Source organism: Campylobacter concisus (assembly GCF_003048605.1).
In the GTDB taxonomy this organism is placed as follows: domain Bacteria; phylum Campylobacterota; class Campylobacteria; order Campylobacterales; family Campylobacteraceae; genus Campylobacter_A; species Campylobacter_A concisus_BM.
Genome location: NZ_PIRX01000001.1, coordinates 177,220 through 200,612 on the forward strand (window position 1 = coordinate 177,220; position 23,393 = coordinate 200,612).

Annotated in this window: 17 protein-coding genes; 5 read left to right on the forward strand and 12 right to left on the reverse strand. The window is 42.1% G+C overall.

The genetic code is table 11. The features are described 5' to 3' along the window. The first annotated feature begins 5 nt into the window (after positions 1–5). From thiF to CVS86_RS00900, 4 genes are read left to right on the forward strand one after another with little or no spacing between them, the layout of a single operon-like run. Positions 6–857 carry a sulfur carrier protein ThiS adenylyltransferase ThiF gene (gene thiF, locus CVS86_RS00885; protein ID WP_107790672.1) on the forward strand — a complete coding sequence of 284 codons (852 nt, stop codon included), beginning with the start codon at positions 6–8 and terminating at the stop codon, positions 855–857. Beyond that, positions 858–1,622, forward strand: a complete 765-nt coding sequence (locus tag CVS86_RS00890) for a thiazole synthase (protein WP_107790673.1) — start codon at positions 858–860, stop codon at positions 1,620–1,622. Continuing rightward, complete coding sequence (gene thiH, locus CVS86_RS00895) at positions 1,622–2,776, forward strand: 2-iminoacetate synthase ThiH (protein ID WP_107790674.1); 1,155 nt, start codon at positions 1,622–1,624, stop codon at positions 2,774–2,776. The genes CVS86_RS00890 and thiH overlap by 1 nt, the downstream gene beginning before the upstream one ends. After that, positions 2,763–3,383 (forward strand): thiamine phosphate synthase, encoded by a 621-nt coding sequence (locus tag CVS86_RS00900; protein ID WP_234399202.1) that lies wholly within the window; start codon positions 2,763–2,765, stop codon positions 3,381–3,383. The genes thiH and CVS86_RS00900 overlap by 14 nt, the downstream gene beginning before the upstream one ends. 100 nt (positions 3,384–3,483) lie before the next feature. Here the strand turns inward: CVS86_RS00900 and CVS86_RS00905 are convergent, their stop codons facing one another. The 12 genes from CVS86_RS00905 to mltG all read right to left on the reverse strand — a co-directional run bounded on the left by CVS86_RS00905 (position 3,484) and on the right by mltG (position 20,006). After that, entirely contained in the window at positions 3,484–8,181 is a 4,698-nt protein-coding gene (locus CVS86_RS00905; RefSeq protein ID WP_107790676.1) for a hypothetical protein, read from the reverse strand. Between the two features lie 350 nt (positions 8,182–8,531). Beyond that, a complete protein-coding gene (sdhE, locus tag CVS86_RS00910; protein WP_107790677.1) occupies positions 8,532–9,389 on the reverse strand; it encodes an 8-methylmenaquinol:fumarate reductase membrane anchor subunit in 858 nt (285 codons plus the stop codon). 2 nt (positions 9,390–9,391) lie between these two features. Then, on the reverse strand, positions 9,392–10,357 hold the full coding sequence (gene sdhB / locus CVS86_RS00915) for an 8-methylmenaquinol:fumarate reductase iron-sulfur subunit (protein WP_107790678.1): 966 nt from the start codon (positions 10,355–10,357) through the stop codon (positions 9,392–9,394). 9 nt (positions 10,358–10,366) lie between these two features. Then, the gene (sdhA, locus tag CVS86_RS00920) at positions 10,367–12,205 is read right to left on the reverse strand and encodes an 8-methylmenaquinol:fumarate reductase flavoprotein subunit (RefSeq protein ID WP_107790679.1); all 1,839 of its coding nucleotides are present in this window, start codon (positions 12,203–12,205) and stop codon (positions 10,367–10,369) included. 429 nt (positions 12,206–12,634) lie between these two features. Beyond that, a complete protein-coding gene (locus tag CVS86_RS00925; RefSeq protein ID WP_107790680.1) occupies positions 12,635–13,057 on the reverse strand; it encodes a heat-shock protein in 423 nt (140 codons plus the stop codon). A 39-nt stretch (positions 13,058–13,096) separates the two neighbouring features. Continuing rightward, a complete protein-coding gene (locus tag CVS86_RS00930; RefSeq protein ID WP_021087611.1) occupies positions 13,097–13,648 on the reverse strand; it encodes a 2-oxoacid:acceptor oxidoreductase family protein in 552 nt (183 codons plus the stop codon). After that, a complete protein-coding gene (locus CVS86_RS00935; RefSeq protein ID WP_103605843.1) occupies positions 13,645–14,490 on the reverse strand; it encodes a 2-oxoglutarate ferredoxin oxidoreductase subunit beta in 846 nt (281 codons plus the stop codon). Before CVS86_RS00935 ends, CVS86_RS00930 begins: the two co-directional genes overlap by 4 nt. Further along, positions 14,480–15,610: a 2-oxoglutarate synthase subunit alpha gene (locus CVS86_RS00940; protein ID WP_107790681.1), complete on the reverse strand. Its 1,131-nt coding sequence runs from the start codon at positions 15,608–15,610 to the stop codon at positions 14,480–14,482. Before CVS86_RS00940 ends, CVS86_RS00935 begins: the two co-directional genes overlap by 11 nt. Beyond that, positions 15,607–15,918: a 4Fe-4S dicluster domain-containing protein gene (locus tag CVS86_RS00945; protein ID WP_009293870.1), complete on the reverse strand. Its 312-nt coding sequence runs from the start codon at positions 15,916–15,918 to the stop codon at positions 15,607–15,609. The genes CVS86_RS00940 and CVS86_RS00945 overlap by 4 nt, the downstream gene beginning before the upstream one ends. A gap of 8 nt (positions 15,919–15,926) precedes the next feature. Beyond that, positions 15,927–16,820, reverse strand: coding sequence for a lactate/malate family dehydrogenase (locus tag CVS86_RS00950; protein ID WP_107790682.1), 894 nt, complete (start codon positions 16,818–16,820; stop codon positions 15,927–15,929). A 3-nt stretch (positions 16,821–16,823) separates the two neighbouring features. Beyond that, positions 16,824–18,998: an NADP-dependent isocitrate dehydrogenase gene (locus CVS86_RS00955; RefSeq protein ID WP_107790683.1), complete on the reverse strand. Its 2,175-nt coding sequence runs from the start codon at positions 18,996–18,998 to the stop codon at positions 16,824–16,826. 63 nt (positions 18,999–19,061) lie between these two features. Continuing rightward, the gene (gene mltG, locus CVS86_RS00960) at positions 19,062–20,006 is read right to left on the reverse strand and encodes an endolytic transglycosylase MltG (RefSeq protein WP_107790684.1); all 945 of its coding nucleotides are present in this window, start codon (positions 20,004–20,006) and stop codon (positions 19,062–19,064) included. A gap of 73 nt (positions 20,007–20,079) precedes the next feature. Between mltG and CVS86_RS00965 the strand changes: the two genes are divergently transcribed. Beyond that, a complete protein-coding gene (locus CVS86_RS00965; RefSeq protein ID WP_107790715.1) occupies positions 20,080–22,545 on the forward strand; it encodes an AsmA-like C-terminal domain-containing protein in 2,466 nt (821 codons plus the stop codon). Positions 22,546–23,393 lie beyond the last annotated feature (848 nt).

Here is a 23,393-nt window from a genome sequence, read left to right on the forward strand (position 1 = left end):
AGAAAATGATAGAGATTGTATTAAATGGCGCAAAATTTAAGGTGCCAGTAAAAAGCCTTAGCGAGTTAAAAGAGCTTGCGCTTGGCGATAAAGAGAGTGAAATTTATAAATTTTTAGAGAAATTTAACGCGACAAAGCCAGATATTTTTATCGTTGATGGCTTTGCTATAAAAGAAGATAGCGAGCTAAAAGATGGCTCAAACGTCGTATTTATAAGGCGTGGCGTGATGCCTGAGCGTGAAGTTTTACGCGCGATGATCGCCTCACGAAACAGCCCTGAGCTAAATTTGGCCCTAAGTAAAGCGGTGATCGGCGTGGCTGGACTTGGTGGTCTTGGCTCAAATATCGCGCTAAGCCTAGCTAGAGTTGGCGTAAAAAAGCTAGTGCTTGCCGACTTTGACGTCGTTGAGCCAAGTAATTTAAACCGCCAGCAGTATTTCGTCCGCCACATCGGCTTAAAAAAGACGCAGGCGCTTAAAGAGCTGATAAATGACGTCAATCCCTTTGTTGAGGTCGAAACTCACGATATATTTTTAGATGAAAAAAATGTGGCTAGCGTCTTTGGTGAGTGTGGAATTTTATGTGAAGCCTTTGACAACGTCGCTGGCAAGGCGATGATACTAAACGAAGCTGGCGCAAGCCTAAAAGATAAAAAGATCATCGGCGCCTCTGGCATGGCAGGATACTTTAGCTCAAATCTCATAAAAACCATCAAATTTGCCAAAAATGTCTATCTTTGCGGCGACCTCACAAATGAGGCGAAGATCGGTCAAGGGCTAATGGCGCCGCGCGTCGCAGTCTGCGCAAACCACGAGGCAAATTTAGCCATTAGGCTACTTATGGGCTTGGAGGCGTAAGTGCAAAGTGATAGTTTAATCCTTGGCGGCAAGAAGTTTCAAAGCCGCTTTATCCTTGGCTCTGGCAAGTACTCACACGAGCTCATCGACTCAGCCATAAACGAGGCTGGAGCGCAAATTTTAACCCTCGCTCTTAGGCGTATAAACGAGAGCAAAGAGCGAAATATACTTGACTTTATCCCAAAAGGCGTGACGCTTTTGCCAAACACAAGTGGCGCTAGAAACGCCAAAGAGGCTGTTCGTATCGCCCAGCTTGCACGTGAGCTTGGATGTGGGGAGCTTGTTAAGATAGAGATCATAACTGACTCTAAATTTCTCTTTCCAGACAACGCTGAAACCATAAAAGCGTGCGAAGCCTTGGCAAATGACGGCTTTGTGCCAATGCCTTATATGTTTCCAGATCTAAATGCCGCAAGAGCGATGCTAAGCGCAGGAGCAAGCTGTATAATGCCTTTAGCTGCACCCATAGGCTCAAACCAAGGGCTAGTTTTTAAAGATATCATTGAAATTTTGATAAACGAGCTTGATACGCAGATCATAGTTGATGCTGGCATCGGCAGGCCTTCACAAGCGTGCGAAGCTATGGAGATGGGAGCGGCTGCTATCATGGCAAACACAGCCATCGCCTCATCTAAAAATATCCCACTCATGGCAAGAGCCTTTAAAGAGGCCATCATCGCTGGCCGCAACGCCTATATAGCAGGCCTTGGCGCAAAGAGCAAAAGCGCAAACGCCTCATCTCCGCTCACTGGATTTTTAGACTGATGAAATTTACAAGAACCAACCACATGCAGCTGCTGCCACACATGCAGGACGTTGGTAGCGACATTATGGATGAGATTTTAAAAGAGCGCGCTAGCTACAAGCCTGAAATTTACAGCGAAGCAGACGTAAAAGCAGCTCTTAATGCAAAGCACTGCTCGCTTGAAAATTTAAAAGCCCTACTCTCGCCTGCTGCAGCGCCGTTTTTAGAGCAAATCGCACAGCTCGCCCAAGCAAAGACAAGGGCAAATTTTGGCTCAAATATCACGCTTTTTACACCGCTTTACATAGCAAACTACTGTGATAACCTCTGCGTTTATTGCGGTTTTAACGCTAAAAACAATATAAAAAGGGCAAAGCTAAGCGACGATGAGATCACAAGGGAGCTAAGAGAAATTTCAAAGAGCGGCTTAGAAGAAATTTTAATTCTAACTGGCGAGAGCGAGACCAACTCAAGTGTGGCCTATATCGCAAACGCCTGCGCTTTGGCAAAGAAGTTTTTTAAAGTCGTTGGGGTTGAAATTTACCCGCTAAACTCTGAGGACTACGCCCTGCTTCACAAAAGTGGCGCAGACTACGTGACCGTCTTTCAAGAAACCTACAATCCCACAAAATATGAGAAAATCCACCTAGGTGGCAATAAAAGAATTTTCCCATACCGCTTAAATGCGCAAGAACGAGCGCTGCTTGGGGGTATGAGAGGGGTTGGCTTTGCCGCACTTCTTGGCATAGATGACTTTAGGCTTGATGCCTTTGCTACGGCACTTCACGCAAGCCTCATACAAAAAAAGTATCCGCACGCTGAGATCGCATTTTCATGCCCAAGACTTCGCCCTATCATCAACAACGACCGCATCAATCCGCGCGACGTGGGCGAACGCGAGCTTTTGCAAGTGATCTGCGCTTATAGAATTTTCATGCCAACAGCCAGCATAACGATCTCAACCAGAGAAAAGGCGAAATTTCGCGATAACGCCGTAAAGATCGCCGCAAATAAGATAAGCGCTGGCGTGAAAGTGAGCATCGGCGCTCACGGCGAAGAGAAAAAGGGCGACGAGCAGTTTGAGATAAGTGATAGCAGAAGCGTGGATGAGATAAAAGCAATGATAAAAGCAAACGGACTAGAGCCCTTGATGAGCGAGTATGTCTATGTTTAAAATTCTCTGCGTGGCTGATTTTGAAAGCTATGAGGGCGATGACTTTTTAAAGAGGATAGAGCTGCTTTATAAGGCTGGCGTGGATGAAATTTTGCTTCGTGCAAAGGGGCTAAACGAGGCTCATTTTTACGATCTTGCTAGGGTTGTGGCTCAAATTTGTGAAAACTTCCGCAAGAAATTTATCATTAATCAATTTTTTGACGTAGCTTGCAAGCTAAAGAGCGATTTTTGGCTCACTTCGGCACAGCTTGATTTTTTTAAAAATCACAGCATTTTTTTAGAAGAATTTAGAAAAACAGCTAAAATTTACGCCCCAGCTCACGACCTAGAACAGGCTAAAATTTCAGCCTCTATCGCTGACGTGCTCGTTGCTTCACATATATTTGCCACCTCTTGCAAGGCGGGCTTAGAGCCAAAAGGGCTAAATTTTATAAGTGAGCTAAAAAGCTTAGACAAAGAAATTTACGCACTTGGCGGACTAGACAGCGGGAACTACAAAGAGGCCATAAAAGCTGGCGCAAACGGCATTTGCTTCATGAGTTTATCAATGAACGGCGATATGGAGCTTATAAAAAAGATAGTAGAGAGCAAAAACGAGCAAATTTAGCTTTATTTGCATAAAATTTTACATATTATTTTATATATAAAAATACATAAATTTTAAATTTATAGACTATTCTTAGTCCTCTCATAAATCAAAATAAGTTTTACAACAGATCAACTTGCACGCCGTCTTGGATCTCGATAAAAACAGTGTGTGTTGATGGTATCAGTCTTCCATTGATAGTTTCTTGGCGATTAAAGGTTGCTTTATAGACTTGATTTACCGCGTCTCCATCGCTTGTGACATCTACTTTGTTATAAGTGTCGCCAACAACGCTATGTTTATTATTTAGCGTGGTGATATCTGCTTTTGTAGCTTTTACAAAATCATGCGTAAGCTGCACCAGGTCCTTGCTATCGCCTATAACCTTTAGCACGGTATTTACGCTCTCGCTGGCTGCGCTATTGCTCGCATCTCTTGTATTTCTACTATCTACGATGTCAAATATACCATTTGGGCTAAATTTTATAGAAACAGCCTGATCTGCACTGCCAAGTTGTACTTTTTCAAAGTTATTTATCTTTTTAACATTGTCTAAATTTGAAAAATCCACATCATCAACCACTATAAGCGTATCTACTCCGCCCTTGCCGTCTATCGCCCTGCCCTTACTATAAACAAAAGCATCATCTAGGTTGCCGCCCTTTACGTCACCTTCTTGCTTTAGATATACAGGGTCGCCAAAATTTGCCTCGCTATATTTGCTAGTGTTTATCTCGTAAGAATTTGTAGTGCCTATCTTTTTTATAAAATCATTTTGAATGAGCGCTTCAACGTAGTTGTTGCTAAAGAGGCGAGTACCGCTATGCTCTGAACCCACTAAAGCATCTAGTGGATAAGGACCATTTGGCGCACTAGCTTTTGGCATTATGTATAAAGATAAATTCATCTCGCCAGTTCCGTCCATATACTCTAAATCAAATTTATAAAAACCTGCCTTATTAAAAGTATAATCAGTGCTATACCATTGACCATTTTTGCCATATGATACTTCTGTGGATGGTTGTATAAATGTTGTTGCACTTCCAAATTTTAGCGTATTGCCATTTATGGTAAGCTCTGCGTAGTTGTGTAGGTCGGCTGCTCTTACTGAGTATGTTCCAGGAGCATTTACATATATCCAACCATCCATTTTCATGACAAGATCAGAGCCAACAGGGTTTGACTCTCCAAGCGTGTAGTTGCCAGGCTTTCCTTTTAATGTGCCGTTTGCAAAGCTTATATTTTCTCCTGTACCAGCAGTCGTATCTACACCGTTTCTAAATTTCTTTGGTGCGTATGGGTTAGATGCGTCATATAAGGCATCACTGCCATATCTACCCACTCTTGCTAGATCTTCTGCATGCATGTTGCCTTGGTCACGTAATGTCTTGTAGTGCGTCCCAGAGGCAAACTGCACAACGTCATATGTAGTAGAGGCGCTTGGAGAGTAAATTTTGATATAGTCCTTATAGATAGACTTTCCACCTCGCTGTGTATAAACACCGGAGTTGCCACCAACTCTAGCCGTCCATGACGGATCTACATAGTTATAAAACCACATATCAGCATCAAGGCCGCTGTTGCCGATAAAAGTTACCGTGCTAACAGAGACGTTTCCTGCGGTGTCGGCATTTTTTATCATGAAATTTGCTCCAGTGCTGTTTGCTGGCAGGGCAAAATTTTCAGAGTAGCTGTGCGTATCATCAAGAGCTGAGCTTTTATGGACGGAATTTAGCAGATCGTAAAGATCTACTTTGTTTATGGTGTTTTTATTTAGCGTGTTGTTGCCACTAGCGTCGGTACCAACACTGCCTGAGATATCTACGCTAGTTACATGTGAAGTTGCCGTTGGAGTGCCGATCGCATCAGGAGTGGCGTCTAGATCTACGTGAACTATTAGATCATCATCCTTTGTGTCATCACTTTTTAAAACGGTCGCTCTTATGTTTGAGTATCTCTCATCTAGCTTTATACCAAGGGCCTCAAAGTCCATATTTACACGCTTATCTGCGCCGACAACTAGATCTATATATGTTTGCCCACTTGGTAAAATTTTGGCATTACCATGATCATCCTCAAGCGCCAAACGAAGCTTGGTGCCGGGGTCACGGTCCACGCCAAATATAATATTTGGCTGCTCGTCGTTAGTAAGTGAGATGTTGTACTCTTTTATGGTTTTTGTCTCATCGTCAAAGTTGTTTTTCTGGATAACCTTCTCATAGTCCTCCACTCTAAGGTATTTAGCGATATTTATAGCTCCGCCATCTATCTGCGTGGCAAGCTTGACGTCATCTATGTAGCTTAAAATTCCAAAGTCAAAGAGTCTGCCACGAACGCCATCAGTTGTGGTGACCTCGTTTGGTGTCGTGATAGTAGCTCTAACAGGCGTAGAGTGATCGACCGAGATAGGGACATTTGGTATGCTAAATTTACCATCCACGATAGGAAGTGGCGCTGAGCCGTCACTTGGCAATGCGGTTAGTCCATCGTCGCTTATTGTGTATTTGACCGTTGTGGTTACAGCTGGTATGGTCGGAGTTGAGATAGTAACGCTTACATTGCTTCCTGGTTTTGCGTTGCTAGGTACGTAGATATCAAGGTCACTTTGGGTTGATGGTGAGCCAGAAGGGGTGGTGATGCTATCTATTAGCCCGTCTCCGTCATTATCCCTTGCAAACTGCACCTTTATGCTGTTATCTACGGTGATCTCGTCTGTGACCGGGTCTGCTTTGTTGCCAGCTTTGTCGGTAAATGTGGTCGTGAAATTTGTCGTAACGCCATAAAGTTTTGTCGTGGTCTCTATGGTGCCATTATTTACACTAATAGCTACGCCATCATCTCTTGTGGCACTATATGCGCCGGATGCGTTTTGAGAAATTTTAATGGTTATCTTATCTGTTTTGCCGTCGCTTCCTGCGATATCTATCTCAAATTTATCGCCATCTCTTGCGTCGTTTGGAATTTTCATCTTTATAGAGGTTTTCGCACCATCAGGGCTAAAGCCACTCTCTTTACTGGTTAGCACCCCATCTTTGTTCTCATCTTTTGCAAACTGCACGTGCGGAGACCTAACAGGCGCAACCGTATCGCTTGAAATTTCACTCATACTTAAAGCTTTTGTAGCTCCAGTTGTGCCATCAATGATCGTCGTGCTTAGCTTTTTCCTGCTTGGATCAGTTGAGCTTGTAGGGTCAGCGACTGTGATCTTGCCATTTTGGATAGAGATAGTCTCGCTACCGCCATCAAGCGTGGCAGTAAGTCCGTCAGGTGCGATAGTATAGGTCTTTGTAACGCTTGTTGGTGTGCTAGCTGGGTCATCGACCTTTATGCGGATCTTGTCGCCAACTGCGGCGTTGTTTGGCACATAGATATCGATAAGCGACGCCGTGCCGCCACTTTTAGCTAGTTCGGCTGCATTTATAATGCCATCTTTGTTCTCATCAAGGGTAAAAACGGCGATCGGATCGTTATTATTTGCGATAGTTATCGTATCTGTCGCACCTGGGTTGCCCGACTTGCTTATCATTTGGATATTTACATTTGTTGGCGTTGATGATGAAATTTTAACAGCGCTTGCCACGTTAAAGCCGACATTTCCGCCGCTCTCACTTGTGAGCGGATAGCTCTCGCCACTATCTTTATCCACAAGCGTGCCGCTAGATGTTTTAACAAGCGTTTTTTCATGCAAAGTACCGTCTGGATCGGTGGTAGTAAGCTTTATCTTATCGCCTATTTTCATATTTGGTGATAAAACGATCTTCACATCGTCGCTTGGGGTACTGCTGGCTGGATTAAAGCCATTTTCGCTAGCGTCTATCACGCCGTCGCCGTTTAGGTCTTTGCCTAAAACGACCTTTGTAAAGCTAAGAGCTGGCGTAACAGTATCAACGCTTGCGGCTGCCTTTGCTGGAGCCGAGCTAGCGCCATTTGCTAACGTGATGCTAGAGCTTACATTAAACGGGGCATTTGGCGTTATAGCAACGCTTGGGATGATAAATTCTTTTTGATCTGGATTTGTTGCATTTGGCGTGATAGGCAAAATTTCGCTTGGATTGTTTGCATTTATCACGCTTGTGCCTGCTAGATCTACTTTGTAAGAAAGCGTGGTCTTTACGCCGTTATTTATAACTTCTAGCGTCACTTTGTCGCCTGGCCTAAAGTCATTGTTAAAAGCGACTGCCATGCTTGTGTGGTTAGGATCGCCGCCTGCTTCTGCGATATTGATATAACCATCGCCGTCAAGGTCTTTTAAAAGTGCGATGCTAGGCGCTGGTATAGCTGGAGCACTCTCTTTTTGTTCAGCCGCTACTGGCGCTGCTCCGCTAATAGAACTAACTGGCATTGTTTGCTCGCTTGAGATGATAGCTTGAAGCTCTAGCGTACCGCCGTCAAACCAAACTACGTTTGAAATGTGCCCTTGCGTGTCAAAATTTGATCCATTTATGCTTGCTGCGTCGCTACCGTGGCTTGAGCCGTGAGAGTAGCGGCTAGAGCCTTGAGCGCTTTCGTCGCTGCTTTTACTACCAGACTCTTCGCTCTCGCCAAAAATCCTTCTCTTGTCCTCTTCTACTTGCGCTTCATTGCCTTGGGCGTCAAATTTTGCATTTGATAGCTCTTTTGTGATGATGATAGTTTGTGGTTCAAGTAGCGTGATAGGCGCAGCGTGGTCGAAATTTATAACGATAGTGTCGTTGCTGCTTTGCGTGATGATCTCATCGCCTAAAAATATCTCGTCGCCCTGCTTTAGCAAGATCAACTTTCCGTTTCGTTTTACAAAAACTTTTCCACTTATCTTTGCGACGACACCAACGCTTTGCATCTTTCATCCTTTAAATTTAAAACTAAAACATCCATTTAAATTTTCACGCGATTATAGCCAAATCAATAATAATGTAAATAAAAAATCTATATAAGAATTTTTGTCATTTCTGGGTCGTTTTTAAATTTAAAAACGACTTGATTTTTTATAAATTTACCAAAAAATCGCCGCTAGCTTTTAGCAAGATAAAATTTTAAATTTTTATGAAATTTACCAAGAAGATGTTTTGTCGTTACAAAGTAAATTTTAAAACGATAATGTTATTAAAATTTGCATATTTTTGATAAGTAAAATAGAAATTTGGTATAAATTCTTAAGGAATTCCCACGCCAAAAGACGTGGGATAAAATTTACGCTATCTTGCTAGCGTCGATGATATTTAGATCAAGTCCTAGCTCTTCGACAGATAGGCCAAGTGCAAGGCCTACAAGCTGAGAGAGGTGGATGATAGGTTTTCTAACATCTGAGTGGTTCTCATCTTGATATCTCTCTTGATAGATGTCAAGTTGCATTTGGCAAAGTGGGCATGGAGTTACAACTACGTCTGCGCCATTTTGATCAGCGTTATTTACGATCTGGCTTGACATTTTTCTTACTGATTTTCCAGCTGGATAGCTAGCGTGGAAGCCGCAGCAGTCAAGTCTTTTCTCAAATGGCACGATAGTAGCACCAAGTGCGCTTACAACAGTTTCAAAGCTCTTTGGATTTACTGAGCTTTCTTTGTTATGTAGATCTTTTTCAGGTCTTAGGCTGTGGCAGCCGTAAAATAGCGCTACTTTTAGACCGCTAAGTGGCTTAACGACCTTTGCTCTTAGCGTATCAACATTTTGGTAAAGCTCCCATAGAAGGCTTGTTACCTCAGATGTACCATTATATTTCATATTGCCTTCAGCTAAAAATGTATTGATACGATCTTTTGCGCCCTTATCAAGCGTGCTTTTAGCTCTTGTTAGAGTTAGCATACAAGTTGAGCATGTCGTAAGCATCGGCATATTCATCTGCTCTGCAAGCGCTATGTTTCTAGCATTTGCTACAAGTGCAGCCATAGGATCTACGTCTTGTGCTTGTTGAGCACCACAGCAGCTCCAGCCCTTTATCTCGTGAAGCTTCCAGCCAAGTACTGGAGCGATGGCCTCAAGCGACATCTTAGCCTCTTTAGCTGCTTGAGTGAGTACGCATCCTGGGAAAAAAGCGAATTCATTTTGCATAATTACTCCTTACTAGCAGCTTTGCGAGCCGCATTTATCATTTTTACTAGATCGTCATGACCTTCTATGTCTTCTTCGCCAAATACATGAAGCGGATTCATCTTACCAGCAAGCATTAAGTTTGCAGCGATGTCTAGTTTGCCCATATTTTTGATAACGCCTTCTGAACGAAGCGCAAGTCTAACCTCATTTAGTCTGCCCGAGCCATCAACTAGATCTGTTAAGAACGCCTCAGCGTGATCTGGTCCCATGCCCTCATTAAAGCCTTTTTGTATAGCCATGATGCGAAGATCAGTTATGTCAGCGCATGCACTTATGCCTTTTGGACAGCGATCAGCACACTCTTGGCATTTTACACACATCCAAAGACCGTTGTCGATAGCTGGTTTTAGGTGTGGCATAGGATCTTTGCTACGTGAGTCAAAGGCAGCTCTGTAAGCATGAACAAATACAAATGGCTGCATATAGTCACTCGCGTCTGCTTCAAGTTTATTACACTCGCTAGCGCATGCACCGCAAAGTATGCAGTCCCATTCAAGTGCGACTTTGTCGTACTCTTTTTGGCTTTGCTTACAGCCTTTTGCAGCGCTAAATTCTGGCTTAGCAGAGATGCTTGGTTTGATCTTGCGTAAATTTTCGATACTTGGCTCCCAATCCACCATAAGATCAGAGATAACCTTGAAATTTCCAAGTGGTGAAATTCTAATAGTATCTGGGTTGCCATACTCAGCCAAAAGCTCGTTCATCTTTGTATCGCAAGCTAGATATGAGTGACCATTTACTCTAACAGCGCATGCACCGCATATCGCTGAGCGGCAAGATGCTGTGAAATTTAACGTCGCATCCTTTTTTTGTTTGATGTCAAAAAGCACTGTTAAAAGAGTTTTGCCTTTGATCTCTTCATTTGTTAGCTCATAAGTTGATTCATATTTTTTAGTTCCGTCAAAACGGTCGATAATAATTTTCATCCTAGCTCCTTACTCTGGCTTCTTGCCGTCAAGTGAAAATATGCCTGTCACAACGTCTTTGTAGCCAAGCTCCAACTTGCCGTCTTTTAGTGTGACTATGCTGTGTTTTAAGAAATTTACATCATCTCTTTTTGGATAGTCCTCTCTTGTGTGAGCGCCACGGCTCTCAAGACGATTTTGCGCTGCAAGACATGCTGCACGAGAAAGAAGTATAAGGTTGCCAAGCTCGACATAGTCGGTAAAGGCAGTATTCATTACTGGGTTTTGATTTGGCACTTTGATGGTGTCATATTTTGCTTGGATAGCTTCTAGGTTTTTAGAGAGTTGGTCTAGTTTAGCACCAGTTCTAAAGATACCCATTAGATCCCAGTTGTTTTTACCAAGCTCTTCACGAAGTGCGTACATATCATTTACGCCACCCTCGCCTGTTGCGATAGATTTAAATTTATCTTGCCACATTTTTGCTAGCTCAGAAGTTTTCTTACCGCTTGCAAATTTTGCATTTTGAGCGTAAGCGCCAGCACCTTTGCCAGCTAGATCGCCAGTTACAACTGCGTCAGTTAGGCTGTTACCACCAAGGCGGTTTGCACCGTGGATAGATACGCATGAAGCCTCGCCACCTACATAAATTCCAGGGATTTTTGTGCTCATATCATCAAATTTAGCTACCTCTATGCCACCCATTGAGTAGTGAGCTGTTGGGCGGATAGGCACTGGTTGTTCGATAAGGTCGATGTCTTGGAAAAGCATAGCAGTGTGTCGAATTTTTGGAAGCTTTTTCATGATAGTATCTTTGCCAAGGTGACGAACATCGCAAAGCACATAAGCACTCATACCCTCGCCAAAGCCTCTACCCTCGCGAATTTCTGTCTCGATCGCACGAGCGACGACGTCACGAGGAGCTAGCTCCATCTTTTCGTGATAGTTTTTCATAAAGCGCTCGCCCTTGTTGTTTAGCAAGTAACCACCCTCGCCACGAGCAGCTTCTGTGATAAGCGTGCCGCCATTTTGAACGCCAGTTGGGTGAAACTGAAGCATCTCAGGGTCTTCAAAACCAAGACCTACTTTAAGCGCAGCAGCTATGCCATCGCCTGTTGCTATAAATGGAACTGATGTGCGGTTGTAGAAAATTCTAGTGTATCCGCCAGTTGCGATGACTAGAGATTTGCAAAGAACTGGGTAAATTTGACCATCTTGGATGTTGCGAAGAACGACGCCCTCTACTTTACCATCCTCAAGACCGATCTCAAGTAGCTCATGATCCATTAGAAATTTAACTCCAGCTGTGATAGCGTCATCAAGACAGGCGTGCATCAAAACGTGGCCGGTTTTATCAGCTGCGTAGTTACAGCGTTTTTTGCTAGCGCCACCCATGAAACGAAATGCCACGTCGCCATTATCTTTACGAGAAAAGAGCATGCCGTTGTAGTCTAGCTCGTGGATGACTGCGCCTGCTGCCTCGCAAAATTTCACAACTGCATCTTGATCAGCAAGATAGGCTGCACCTTTTACAGTGTCATACGCGTGAAGCTTGAAGCTGTCGCCGTTGCTAAAGTCAGTAACGCCGTTTATACCGCCCTCTGCCATACAAGTCGCGTTACGTGATGGCATCATCTTTGTAGCGACAACGACGGTTGAGTTTGGATATTGCTTGCGAACGGCTGTTGCTGCACGAAGTCCAGCACCGCCAGAGCCGATTATTAGCACATCAACAGATGGCAAGCCATTTTCATTGCCCTTTGGCAACTCACCAGCAAAAACATTGGTCGCACCAGCTGTTGTAGCTAGCGCACCTACGCTGATACAGGCGCTTTGTAGAAATTCTCTTCTGGTAAATTTTTCACTCATTGATAACTTCCTATTCTTAGTTAATTTTTAACGTTTAAAACGCACCGCCAGTTCATTTCTTAATATTTTTTAAAATAACTATATTAATAAAAAAATTAATAATGAAACTTTACATAAAATTTACTTAAAAGAAACATAAGAATTTATTTTAGGTTATATAGTGAGATTTGATAGCTAAAATCATTTATAAAATAACCATTTTATCGCATTTGTAGCAACTACTTATAAATTTATTATTTTGATAAAGCTAAAAATAATATTATATCGCAATATATTGATAAAAATAGATAAGATGTTATAAAATGGCTAATTTTACGTATCTTTGAGGATATTACTTAAATCTAAATAAATAATTAAAACTAATAAATTTAAATGAGATAAAAATCGTATGATTATCAAAAATCATATAAATTTGTAAATTTTTAATAGTTAGAAAATAAAATAGTAGATAGCTCCATAATGTCTAACCAAGACAATGAAGCTTAAATTTATATCAAATATCTCAATATCATCAAGAGATGGATACCAGATATCGCTAAAAAATTTAGAGAGGTCATCGAAGCGCAAAATATCAATGCTCTCAAATTTATTAAAATTTATGCAAATTTCATTTGGTGTGGCGACGTTAAGTTCGTTAAAAAGAGCATTTAGATCAAAATTTTCTTCGTCCGCATTAAAGTCATCAAGCTTGCTAAATTTATCTATCTTAAAAAACTCATCTATATCATCTAGGCTAAATTTATGAAGTAAATTTTCTCTTATCTTTAAGCACTCACCAGCCGGCAAGCTCCTAACGATCGGCATCTCAAAGCCATATTCTTTGCGGAAATTTTCTAGTTTTATCTGATCCATTTTGGGAGGTTTTGGCTAAATTTAAATTTAGCCAAAAATTTATTTTAAAAGCTCTTTTGCGTATTTTAGGCCTAGCTCGTAAGCTTTTGCGTTTGCCTCTTTGACCTTAGCTGGCACGCTTGCTAGCATCTCTTCACGCACTAAATTTTCATCCATGCACCTACTCATCGCCACTGCTACGCCAAGGGCCACGACGCTTTGAGTGATGACGTTTCCGACCTCGTCTTTTGCGATAGAGATGATAGGGATTTCATAAATTTTCCAGCGCTTTTTATCCTCATCGCTCACTTTTACCAAATTTGGCTCGACAACGATCGCACCGCCCTCTTTCACGCCGCTTTTAAAGGCGTTGTAGCTTATCTGCGCAGTGGCAAGCATGAAGTCTATCTCGCCCTCGTTTGCATAAGGGTATAAAATTTCTTTCTCATCAAGTATGATATCGACCTTCGTTGGACCGCCACGCACCTGAGATGTGTAGGTAGAGGCCTTGACGCCATATCCACCTGCTTTTATCTTGGCGGCTGAGAGGATCTCGCCTGCTAGTATGACGCCCTGTCCGCCAACGCCGACAAATCTTAATTGTGACTTCATGCTAGCTCCTCAAAATTTATCGCTTCATTGCTCATAGCAGCCTTTCTTACCTTGTCGTAAGCTTTGGTGTATTCGATCTTTTCTTCATCTTTGTGAAGCACGCCAAGTGGGAAAATGCCCTTTTTCTCCTCGTCGTTTAACATGTCAAATTTGACCTTGCTCGTCGTGCGGCCCTTTATCCACTCTAAATTTTTCACCGCCTCGCCCATTTTGTTCTTGCGGCCTAAATTTATATGGCAGTTTGAAAATACATCAAAAAAGCTGTATCCATCGTGGCTAAAGCCCTCTACAAAGAGCTTTGTAAGTTTCTCTGGCTCGATGACGCTACCACGTGCGACAAAGCTAGCACCTGCGGCAGTTGCGAGCTTACAGGCGTCAAAGCTAGGATCGATGTTGCCATACTGCGCTGTGACCGTCCACATGCCCTTTGGCGTGGTTGGACTGGTTTGCGAGTTGGTTAGCGCGTAGATGAAGTTGTTGATTAAGATGTGATTTAGCCCGATATTTCGGCGGCATCCGTGTATCGTGTGGTTGCCTCCGATCGCTAGCCCGTCGCCGTCGCCAGTTACCACGATGACGTGCTTGTCTGGGTTTGCCATCTTTACGCCAGTAGCATATGCTACGGCTCTGCCGTGAGTTGTGTGGATGGTGTTGCAGTCAAGATATCCGCTAAAGCGGCCAGAGCAGCCTATGCCTGAGACCACGCAAACATCGTTCATGTCCCAACCCATGGTGTCGATAGCGCGGATGAGCGCCTTTAGTATGACGCCGTCGCCGCAGCCCCAGCACCAAAGAGTAGGCATTTTATCTGTTCGTAAATATTTATCGTAATTAAAAGCCATAAATTTCTCCTATCTTCGCCTCGATCTCGCTTGGGCTTATCGGTCTGCCGTTTGCTTTTAGCAGTTTTGCAAAGTCATCTCTTAAGATGATCTTTGAAATTTCACCGCTATACTGGCCTAAATTTAGCTCACAGACCAAAATTTTCTTAAATTTATTTGATATCTCTTTTAGTTTTTTAGCTGGAGCTGGGAAAAGTGTGAGTGGCTTAAATAGCCCTACTTTTAGCCCTTTTTCACGTAAATTTAATATCGCTTGCTTGGCTGAGAGAGCCACACTACCAAAGGCGATGATGCAAATTTCAGCGTCATCAAGCATAAACTCTTCAAATTTCTCGCACTCATCAGTGTGTAAATTTATCTTATCAAATAGCCTATTCATCGAGTATTCAACGATCTTGCCATCTTCTGTTGGAAAGCCAGTAGCGCCGTGATGAAGACCAGTTATATGGTAGTGATAGCCTTTAAAGAAAGGATTTAGCGTGGCTGGCTCGTCGTGCGCGGCCTCGTATGGCTTATACTCTTTTGGCTCGCCGCTAAATTCTCTTCTTTTATAAATTTCTAGCTCGCTGATTTCTGGCAAACTAACCCTTGCTTGCATGTGACCTATCGTCTCATCAAGCAGCAGCATAACTGGCGTCATAAACCTAGCTGCGAGATTAAAGGCGCGCACGGTCTGCGTGTAGCACTCCTCTAGGCTGCTAGGGGCCAAAACTATCATATTTACATCGCCGTGAGTTGGGTTTTTAGCCTGCAAGATATCGCCTTGTGCGACACGGGTAGGTAGGCCAGTTGAAGGGCCACCGCGCATGACATTTACTATGACGAGCGGTATCTCAGCGATAAAGCCAAGGCCTATTTGCTCAGCCTTTAGTGAAATCCCAGGACCAGAGCTAGCAGTCATCGCCTTAGCACCGCTCGCACTTGCACCAAGAGCTACGGAAATCCCAGCTATCTCATCTTCCATTTGTATAAAAGTGCCGCCATGTTTTGGCAAAAGCACGCTTAGCTCATGGGCGATCTCACTACTTGGAGTGATAGGATATCCGCCAAAGAAGTTACAGCCGCACTCGACCGCAGCCCTTGCTACTAGGGCATTTCCAGTTGATACTACCTCTCTCATGCGCTCTCTCCAAGTTTTGCAAATTTATTTGCCTTTACAGCCGCAGCTCGCTCTTTGCTCTCAGGCGTTAGCTTTGCAAATTTAAAGCCTTTATCAGCCACATAAATGGCAAAATCAGGACAGTGAAGTTCGCAGTCACGGCATCCTATGCATGAGTCAGCATAGACCACCTCTATCATCTTGCCAAGCACAGCCTTTGGCTCAAGCCTCATACCTAGCACGCCTGCTGGGCAGTAGCTCACGCAGACATCACAGGCCTTACACCTGCTCTCATCGACCCAAACTGGGACATTTTCTTTTACGATCATATATCTTCCTACTCTAAGTTTTCTTTTAAAAATTTGATATTTTTTATAATTTCAGCTTCACTTTTGTTTAGTTGCTCTTGCTCGTCTTCGTCTAAATTTAACTCTAAAATTTCTTTTAAGCCATCACGTCCGAGCCTTACTAGCCTGCCGCAACTTAGCTCATCGTCTATTAGCACGCTAGCGCTTATTATCTCATCGCTCTTGCCAACGATCATCTCGCACATCTTCACAGCTGCAGCCGCTGGTGCGTAATATGCTGAAGTGCCAAGAAGTTTAACTATCTTTGCGCCACCGGTGCTTGTCTCTTTTTTGAGCGCTTTTAGCTCATTTTCATTTAAATTTTCGCTTATGTTGCTAGCTGATACGATCATCTCGTCATTGTGAGCGCCGACGATCTTTGCTCTTAGCTTGCTAGCGTCCTTATCTTTTAAAAGTGCTAGCTCATATCTGCACCTTGCGCTATCAAGCTCGCCTGCCATGCCGATCACTTTGTTTTTACTAAAACCGCTAAATTTATGAGCCGTCCAGACCATCACATCAAGCGGATTTGTGACGACTATTATCACTGCGTTTTTGGCAAATTCAGCTATCTTTTGCGCTGTTTGCTTTACGACAACGGCGTTTTTAAGCAGCAGATCTTCTCTAGTTTGACCCTCTTTTCTTGGGCTTCCAGCTGTGACTATAACGATGTCACTGCCCTCAATTAGCACAAAATCATCGCCACCACAAACGCTAGTTTTTGCGTTAAAGACGCAGCTTGACTGCGCTAGGTCGATCGCTTTTGCACGCGCCACGTCTCCAAAGATATCTACAAGCGCGATCTCATCGCAAAGCTCTCTCATGCAAAGCGCATAAGCTATGCTAGCACCGACGTTTCCAGCTCCAACTACACTTATTTTCATCTCTTATCCTATTATTTGATTTAAAATTTCACTTGGTCTCATGACCTCATTTGCTCTTGCTTCATCTAGCAGGTAGTATCCGCCAAATTCCACGCTTGCACCATCATTTTCTCTGATCTGCTTTAGAATTTCGCTCTCATTTTTCTCTAGCTCGTCTGCTAAATTTTCAAAAATTTTACTTAAAATTCCACCGCTTTTTGCCATCTCTCTCGCCCAAAAAAGTGCCAAATAAAAGTGCGACTCTCTGGTATCAAGAGTGGCATTTGGCGTTTTGTTTTCGTCCAAATAGCTAGCAACGGCTCTATTTAGCGCGTCACTTAGCTCTTTTGCCTCTTTTTTTTGCCTAAAAAACGCTAAATGTTCAAGCGAAGCACTAAGCGCCAAAAACTCGCCTAGGCTGTCCCAAAGTAGGTGATTTCTCTCTTTTAGCTCTTTTACAAGCGTCGGAGCCGTCCCACCAGCACCGGTCTCAAACATCGCTCCACCAGCAAGTAGTGGCACTACTGAGAGCATTTTTGAGCTGCCACCTAGCTCAAATATCGGGAAAAGATCGGTTAGATAGTCTCTTAAAACGTTGCCAGTGACGCTTATTACGTCTTTGCCAGCTCTTATCGCTTCAAGCGATTTTTTAGTTGCTTGCTCGTAGTTTAAAATTTCAAATTTCACGCCAGCACTAGTAAATTTATCTCTAAATTTTTCAAATTTAGCTATCAAATTTCTATCGTGAGCACGGCTGCTATCTAGCCAAAATATAAGCTCATCTTTTGAAATTTCGCCTCTTTTTAAAGCAAGCTCAAACCACGCATTTATCGCGTCTTCTTTAGCCTGCGTCATCCGAAAAATGTCGCCACTTTTAACACTAAATTTAAAGACGCTCTCGCCAGCTTCGTTGCAAACAACAAATTCTCCGTCCTCTTTTGCGATAAAAGTCTTATCGTGGCTGCCGTACTCCTCGGCCTTTTTAGCCATTAGTCCCACGTTTGCTACGCTGCCAATGTTGCTCACATCAAGCGCGCCATGCTCCTTAAAGTCTGCCACGCAGGCCTCATAAACCCTAGCGTAGGTTCTATCTGGGATCATGCAAAGTGAGAAATTTAGCTCGCCGTCCTTATCTTTTACCTTGCCAGAGTTTCTAATGAGCGCTGGCACTGAGGCGTCGATGATGACGTCATTTGGCACGTCAAAGTTGCTGGCATTTTCATTTAGTGCCCAAATTTTTGCCTTTTTGCTCAAAATTTCATCAAATTTAGCCAAAATTTCATCTTTATTTTTAAGAGTTAAAATTTTAGAAAACATATCTTTTAAGCCGTTTTTTGCCTCAACTCCGTGAGCCTTAAATTCATCGCCAAATAGCTCAAAAACCTCTTTAAAATAGCTCTTTATCGCGTGTGCAAAGATGACTGGGTCACTAACCTTCATCATCGTGCATTTTAGATGTAAGCTCAAGGTCAAATTCTCTTTTAGCGCAGCCTCAAAGCAGCTTTCATAAAATTTATCTAGCTCATCTACGTTTAGATATGCCGCATCTACGATCTCGCCACTTTGAACGGTAAACTCTTTTAAAAGCTCTTTTTTGCCATCTAAACTTATGAAATTTATATAAAATTTCTCATCTTTACTGGCGATGATTGAGCGCTCATTTTCGTAAAAATCGCCCTTTTGCATGTAGCAAATTTTAGTTTTATTTGCCTTGTCCCAGCTGCCGTTGCTATGTGGATGCTTTTTGGCAAATTCTTTAACAGGAGGCAAAACTCTTCTGTCTGAGTTTCCTTGTCTTAGCACTGGATTAACAGCGCTACCAAGCACTTTTGCATATTTTTTAGCGACCTCTTCGTCGTAGTCTGTGATGATCTCGTCTGGATAAAATGGCACGTTTATGCCCTTGCTTCTAAGCTCCTCAATTGCCGCTTTTAGCTGAACGAGTGTGGCTGAGATGTTTGGCAGTTTTATGATATTTGCCTCTTTGTGCGCGGTTAGTTCGCCCAAAAGCTCCAGCTCGTCAGCCTTGTTTAGCCCAAGCTCTTTGCTAAAAAGAGATAAAATTCGCCCTGCTAGGCTGATGTCAGCCCTAGTTATGCTAATGCCAGCACGTGATAAAAAGCTCTTTACGATAGGAAAGAGAGAGTAGCTTGCAAATAGCGGTGCTTCGTCGGTTTTTGTCCAGATAATGTCACTCATTTTAGCCCTTTTGATTTTTTGAAATTTATCACGTTTTTTATTAAAGCTAGTTGTATTTTAGCCCTATTTTGCGATATTTTGATTGTGCTCGCTTAAGGTTTTTGAAAAAATGTGTTTTTTCGCCTTTTTATCAAGCACAAAGTATAGATAATCGCTCTTTGCGGGGTTTATCGCCGCTTTTATCGCACTTATCGAGACGCAGCAGACTGGACTTGGCGGTATGCCGTCGTTTAGATAGGTATTAAACTCGCTCATGTCGCTTCTTATGCGCTCAGCCGTGATCACATCGTGCGAGTAGATGCCGTAATTCAGCGTGCCATCCATCTGCAGCCTCATGCCCTTATCTAGGCGGTTGTAGATGACTGAGGCGACAAGTGGCATCTCAGCGTCATTTGCGGCCTCTTTTTGGATGATTGAAGCGATGGTTAAAATTTTAAACCACTTTTTCTCGTTGTATTCACCAAAAATTTTTCTGCTGATCTCGCTTTGCGCCTTTTTAGATGAATTTACAAGGTAATAAGCTAGGTGCCTCTCGCTGATGCCAACTGGGATCTTATAAGTATTTGGCATCAAAAAGCCATCGCTCACTGGCGCAAGGGCGTTATACTCGCTATTTAGTTTAGCTCCGTCAAGTCCAAGCTGGGCAGCGATTTGATTTAAAAAAACGATCGTCGTTTCGCCAGGGATGAGCGTGATCTCGGTCATCGCAGCCTTTGCCTTGGCTAATTTTTTTAAAAAATCAACCCTTGAAATTTTATCTTTGCCTATCTCGATCCAGCCAGACTGAGGCGAACCGATGAAGCGCATGGCGTATTTATCTATGGCGCTTAAGTTAAAGTTGCGATTAGCTAAATAAGATATAATCTCGCCCACACTCCCCTTTGGCACAAAGACGACCTTGCTCGTGTTTATGGGGCGTGCCAAATAGACAAATATGCTTAGGACGACGATGAGTACGATATCAAAAAAAATATCTAGGTATGGTTTTTTTATAAAATTTTTTATCATCTTGATTCTTTCGCTTCTTTTGCTTTTAAAATACGGCATAAAAATTAACGATTTCGAGTTTTACGGCGTAAAATTGGAGCAATTATATATAAAGTTAGATAAAAAATTAATTGTAAGAGCAAAGCAGATCAAGCTTCCAAGCTTTAAAAAAGACGCAGCACAAAAAAGTAGCGATGAGAGACTTTTAAACCTTAGTCAGGGCGTGGACTACCTCGAGACCTTTTTTCAAGAAATTTCACTTGAGAGCGTGCAAATCGGCGATGATTTTAAGATCAAAATTTTATTTTTAGATGATATATTTTTCGTTGATAGCCCTTATCTAAACATCGATATCAAATTTCAAAATAAGCAGCAAGATGGCATAGATCGCTTCATAGTAAAAAATTTAAGCCTTAAAGATTTTAACGTAAGCATCAGCGGCGAGGGCAGTGCAAATTTTGACAAAGATGATTATAAATTTGATGGAAATTTCACCTCGCACGAGCTAAATGGCAAGCTTAGCTTCGCCTTAAAAGATACTCTTTTAATCTACAAAGCCTATGACGTAAATGCTGGCAGCATCAAGGACTTCATCGCTGAGCTTGATAGCCGCATACACCTAAACAGCGAGGTTAAAAACTGGATATATGGCTACATCGTGGCTGATGACTATCACCTAAATGAGATAAACGGCAAGGCTGATCTTAAAGAAAATGATCTTTTCTTAAACGAGCTAAACGCGACTGCAAATGCCAAAAATTTACTTGTTAAATTTGATAAAGGCTTGTCAGCTGTAAATGTCGCTGAGGCAAACATCACGCTTAATAACTCAAAGCTTAAATTTGACCTTACAGCTCCAGTTTATAAAGGCAAAAAGCTTGATGGCTCAAATGTTGCTATAAATAATATCTTTGATGAAAAAAGTGCAAATTTAGAGCTTTTTATAAAGACAAATTCTATTTACGATGAGGCGATAAATGAGATACTAAGAGCTTATAAGATCAACGTGCCAGTTAGGCAGCTAAGCGGCAAAATGGACGCTAGCCTAAAAATTTTGATAAAGCTTGACGAAAAAAGCTTAGAAAATTTTGATGAAAAAAGCGTCATCGCAAATGGCGATTTTAAGATAAGTGACGCGGTTTTAGATATCGCTGGGAGTAAATTTAACGCTAAAAGTGCCCTTGTAAAGCTCGTAAATACTTCTGTGCTAAACATCGATGCAAGCGGCTTTGGGCTTGATTTTTTCAGAGCAAACGCCGTGGCAAATATCGACTTGCAAAAGAGTAGCGGCGAGATAAAGGGCGTCATAGAAAGCTTTGATCTAAAAGAGAAAAATGATGAAATTTTAGCCTTTAAAAATGAGCCCTTTACCGCGCTTCTTGACTTTAGCAAGCCAAGCGAGACCACGCTTAGCATTGAGCCTTTTGGACTAAATTTAAGCTTTGGCGATGAGAACGTGATAGCTACGAAAAATAGCAACTTTATAATGCAAAACTCCCCAGTTTTAAAGCAAAATGGCGTGCTTGGCTTTGAAGATGTGAGCATAAAGAGCAAGGACTTTACTAATCTTGAAATTTTGGCAAAAGGGCTTAAATTTGACATGCCGTTTTTGGATAAAAATGGCTCAAAATATGATAGTGACGACTTTTTGATCACGGTCTCAAAGGCTGGCGTAAAAGTGCAAAGTGCGAGCAAAAAACTCTCTTTAAATATCGCCGAAAAAGGCATAGAAGCCAAGAGCAACGACCTAAATTTGCTTGTGCTTGATGACAACAGCACAAAAGAGCAAAGCACGCCACTTGAGCTCTTTGCAAAAAATGGCGACATCATCTTGCAAGATCTAAACAAAACCTTGCCATTTACCAGCTTTAGCGCCGAGAAAAAGGGCAAAAGCACCTCTCTAAACGGACTGGCAAAACAAGGCAGAGTTGGATATTTTAGCGATGAGAAAAGTATAAATTTAGACGCAACTGATATAAGTGGCGAATTTATCAACGACCTTTTTGGCGTCAAGAGCTTTGAGGGCGGTAAATTTCGCCTAAAAATGCTTGGAGAGAGCTCGAAAAATTTCAAGGCTGAGGTGAGATTTTTTGGCACGTATCTAAAAGACTACATCTTTTATCAAAAACTCTTAAGCTTTTTAAACTCGGTGCCGTCACTTCTTAGCTTTAAAACGCCTGACTTTAACGACAAGGGTTTTACTGTTAAAAACGGCAAAATTTTACTTACTAGAAAGGGCGACGTGATCGAGTTTTTAGCGATTGAGATGATAGGCACGAGCGCAGATATCGGCGGACGCGGCACGATCGATCTAAAGAGCAAAAAGATAAACATCGACCTTGAGCTAAAGATACTAAAAGACGCAAGCGGCATCATCGACAAAATCCCACTTATCAACCAAATCATCCTTGGCAAAGACCGCTCGCTCTCAACCGTCATCGCCATACGTGGCACGACTGAAAAGCCCGAGTACTCAACACAAATCTTGCAAGATGCCCTGCTCTCACCGCTAAAGATAATAAGAAACGTTCTGCAAGCTCCGTTTTTGATATTTGAGTAAAGTGTTGCGCAAAAAACATTATTGTTTAGTATAATTGCGACGAAGTTCACGGCGGAGCTTATCCGCCAATTATTTAGATATCTCACTGGTTTTTGTCAAAAAACATTTCATTGACAAAACCATCCAACACTTGCGGTTCAATGCCCTGCCAAAGTCTTTTTAGTACGAGTTGGTATTTAGTTTAAAATAAAGTGCTGGGCTTGTTATTTTTGAAGCAAGATATTATGGACTTTAGTTTTGGTAGAAGCTTATTTTATAGTTAAATTTAGGTTTTCACAGTATCTACAGCTCTTTTACAAGCTAAAGCGATCAAGTGCGCAAAAGTATTAAATTTTACGACCTAGCTAGATTTATAATGTAGCTATAAAATTTAGCCTGCTCTATTGTCTTTGCAAAAATTTCCGCCAAAGTAAGCTATTTCAGGGCTATAACTTTGTTGAAATTTCGTCCTTTAAAAAAGGGTCGAGTGATAAACGCGATATTTCTTTTAGAATTGTTACTATGTTCGCACTTTGCCGTATTTATCGGTTTAAGGGCTAATTAGCATGTATTTTTGAGTTGGCGCAAGATCTTTGGCTCAACTTATTAATCCATTATCATAAAGACCAAAAATCATCTAGACTGAAGTGCGCGATAAATGACCTAAAAAATTTATCTCGTCATTATTTATCAATGCTCTAAAAAAGCCAAATTTCTAGTGGCAATTTCTAAAATACCAAGCTTTTAAGCCAGCCTGTACTAGCAAAAAGTTCTTTTTATGCTCTTGCTCGTTTTTATAGCTCTTTAGGCGTTTGATTGAGAAAAATTTAACACTATCCATAAAAATCAATAAATTCATAAAATTTTAC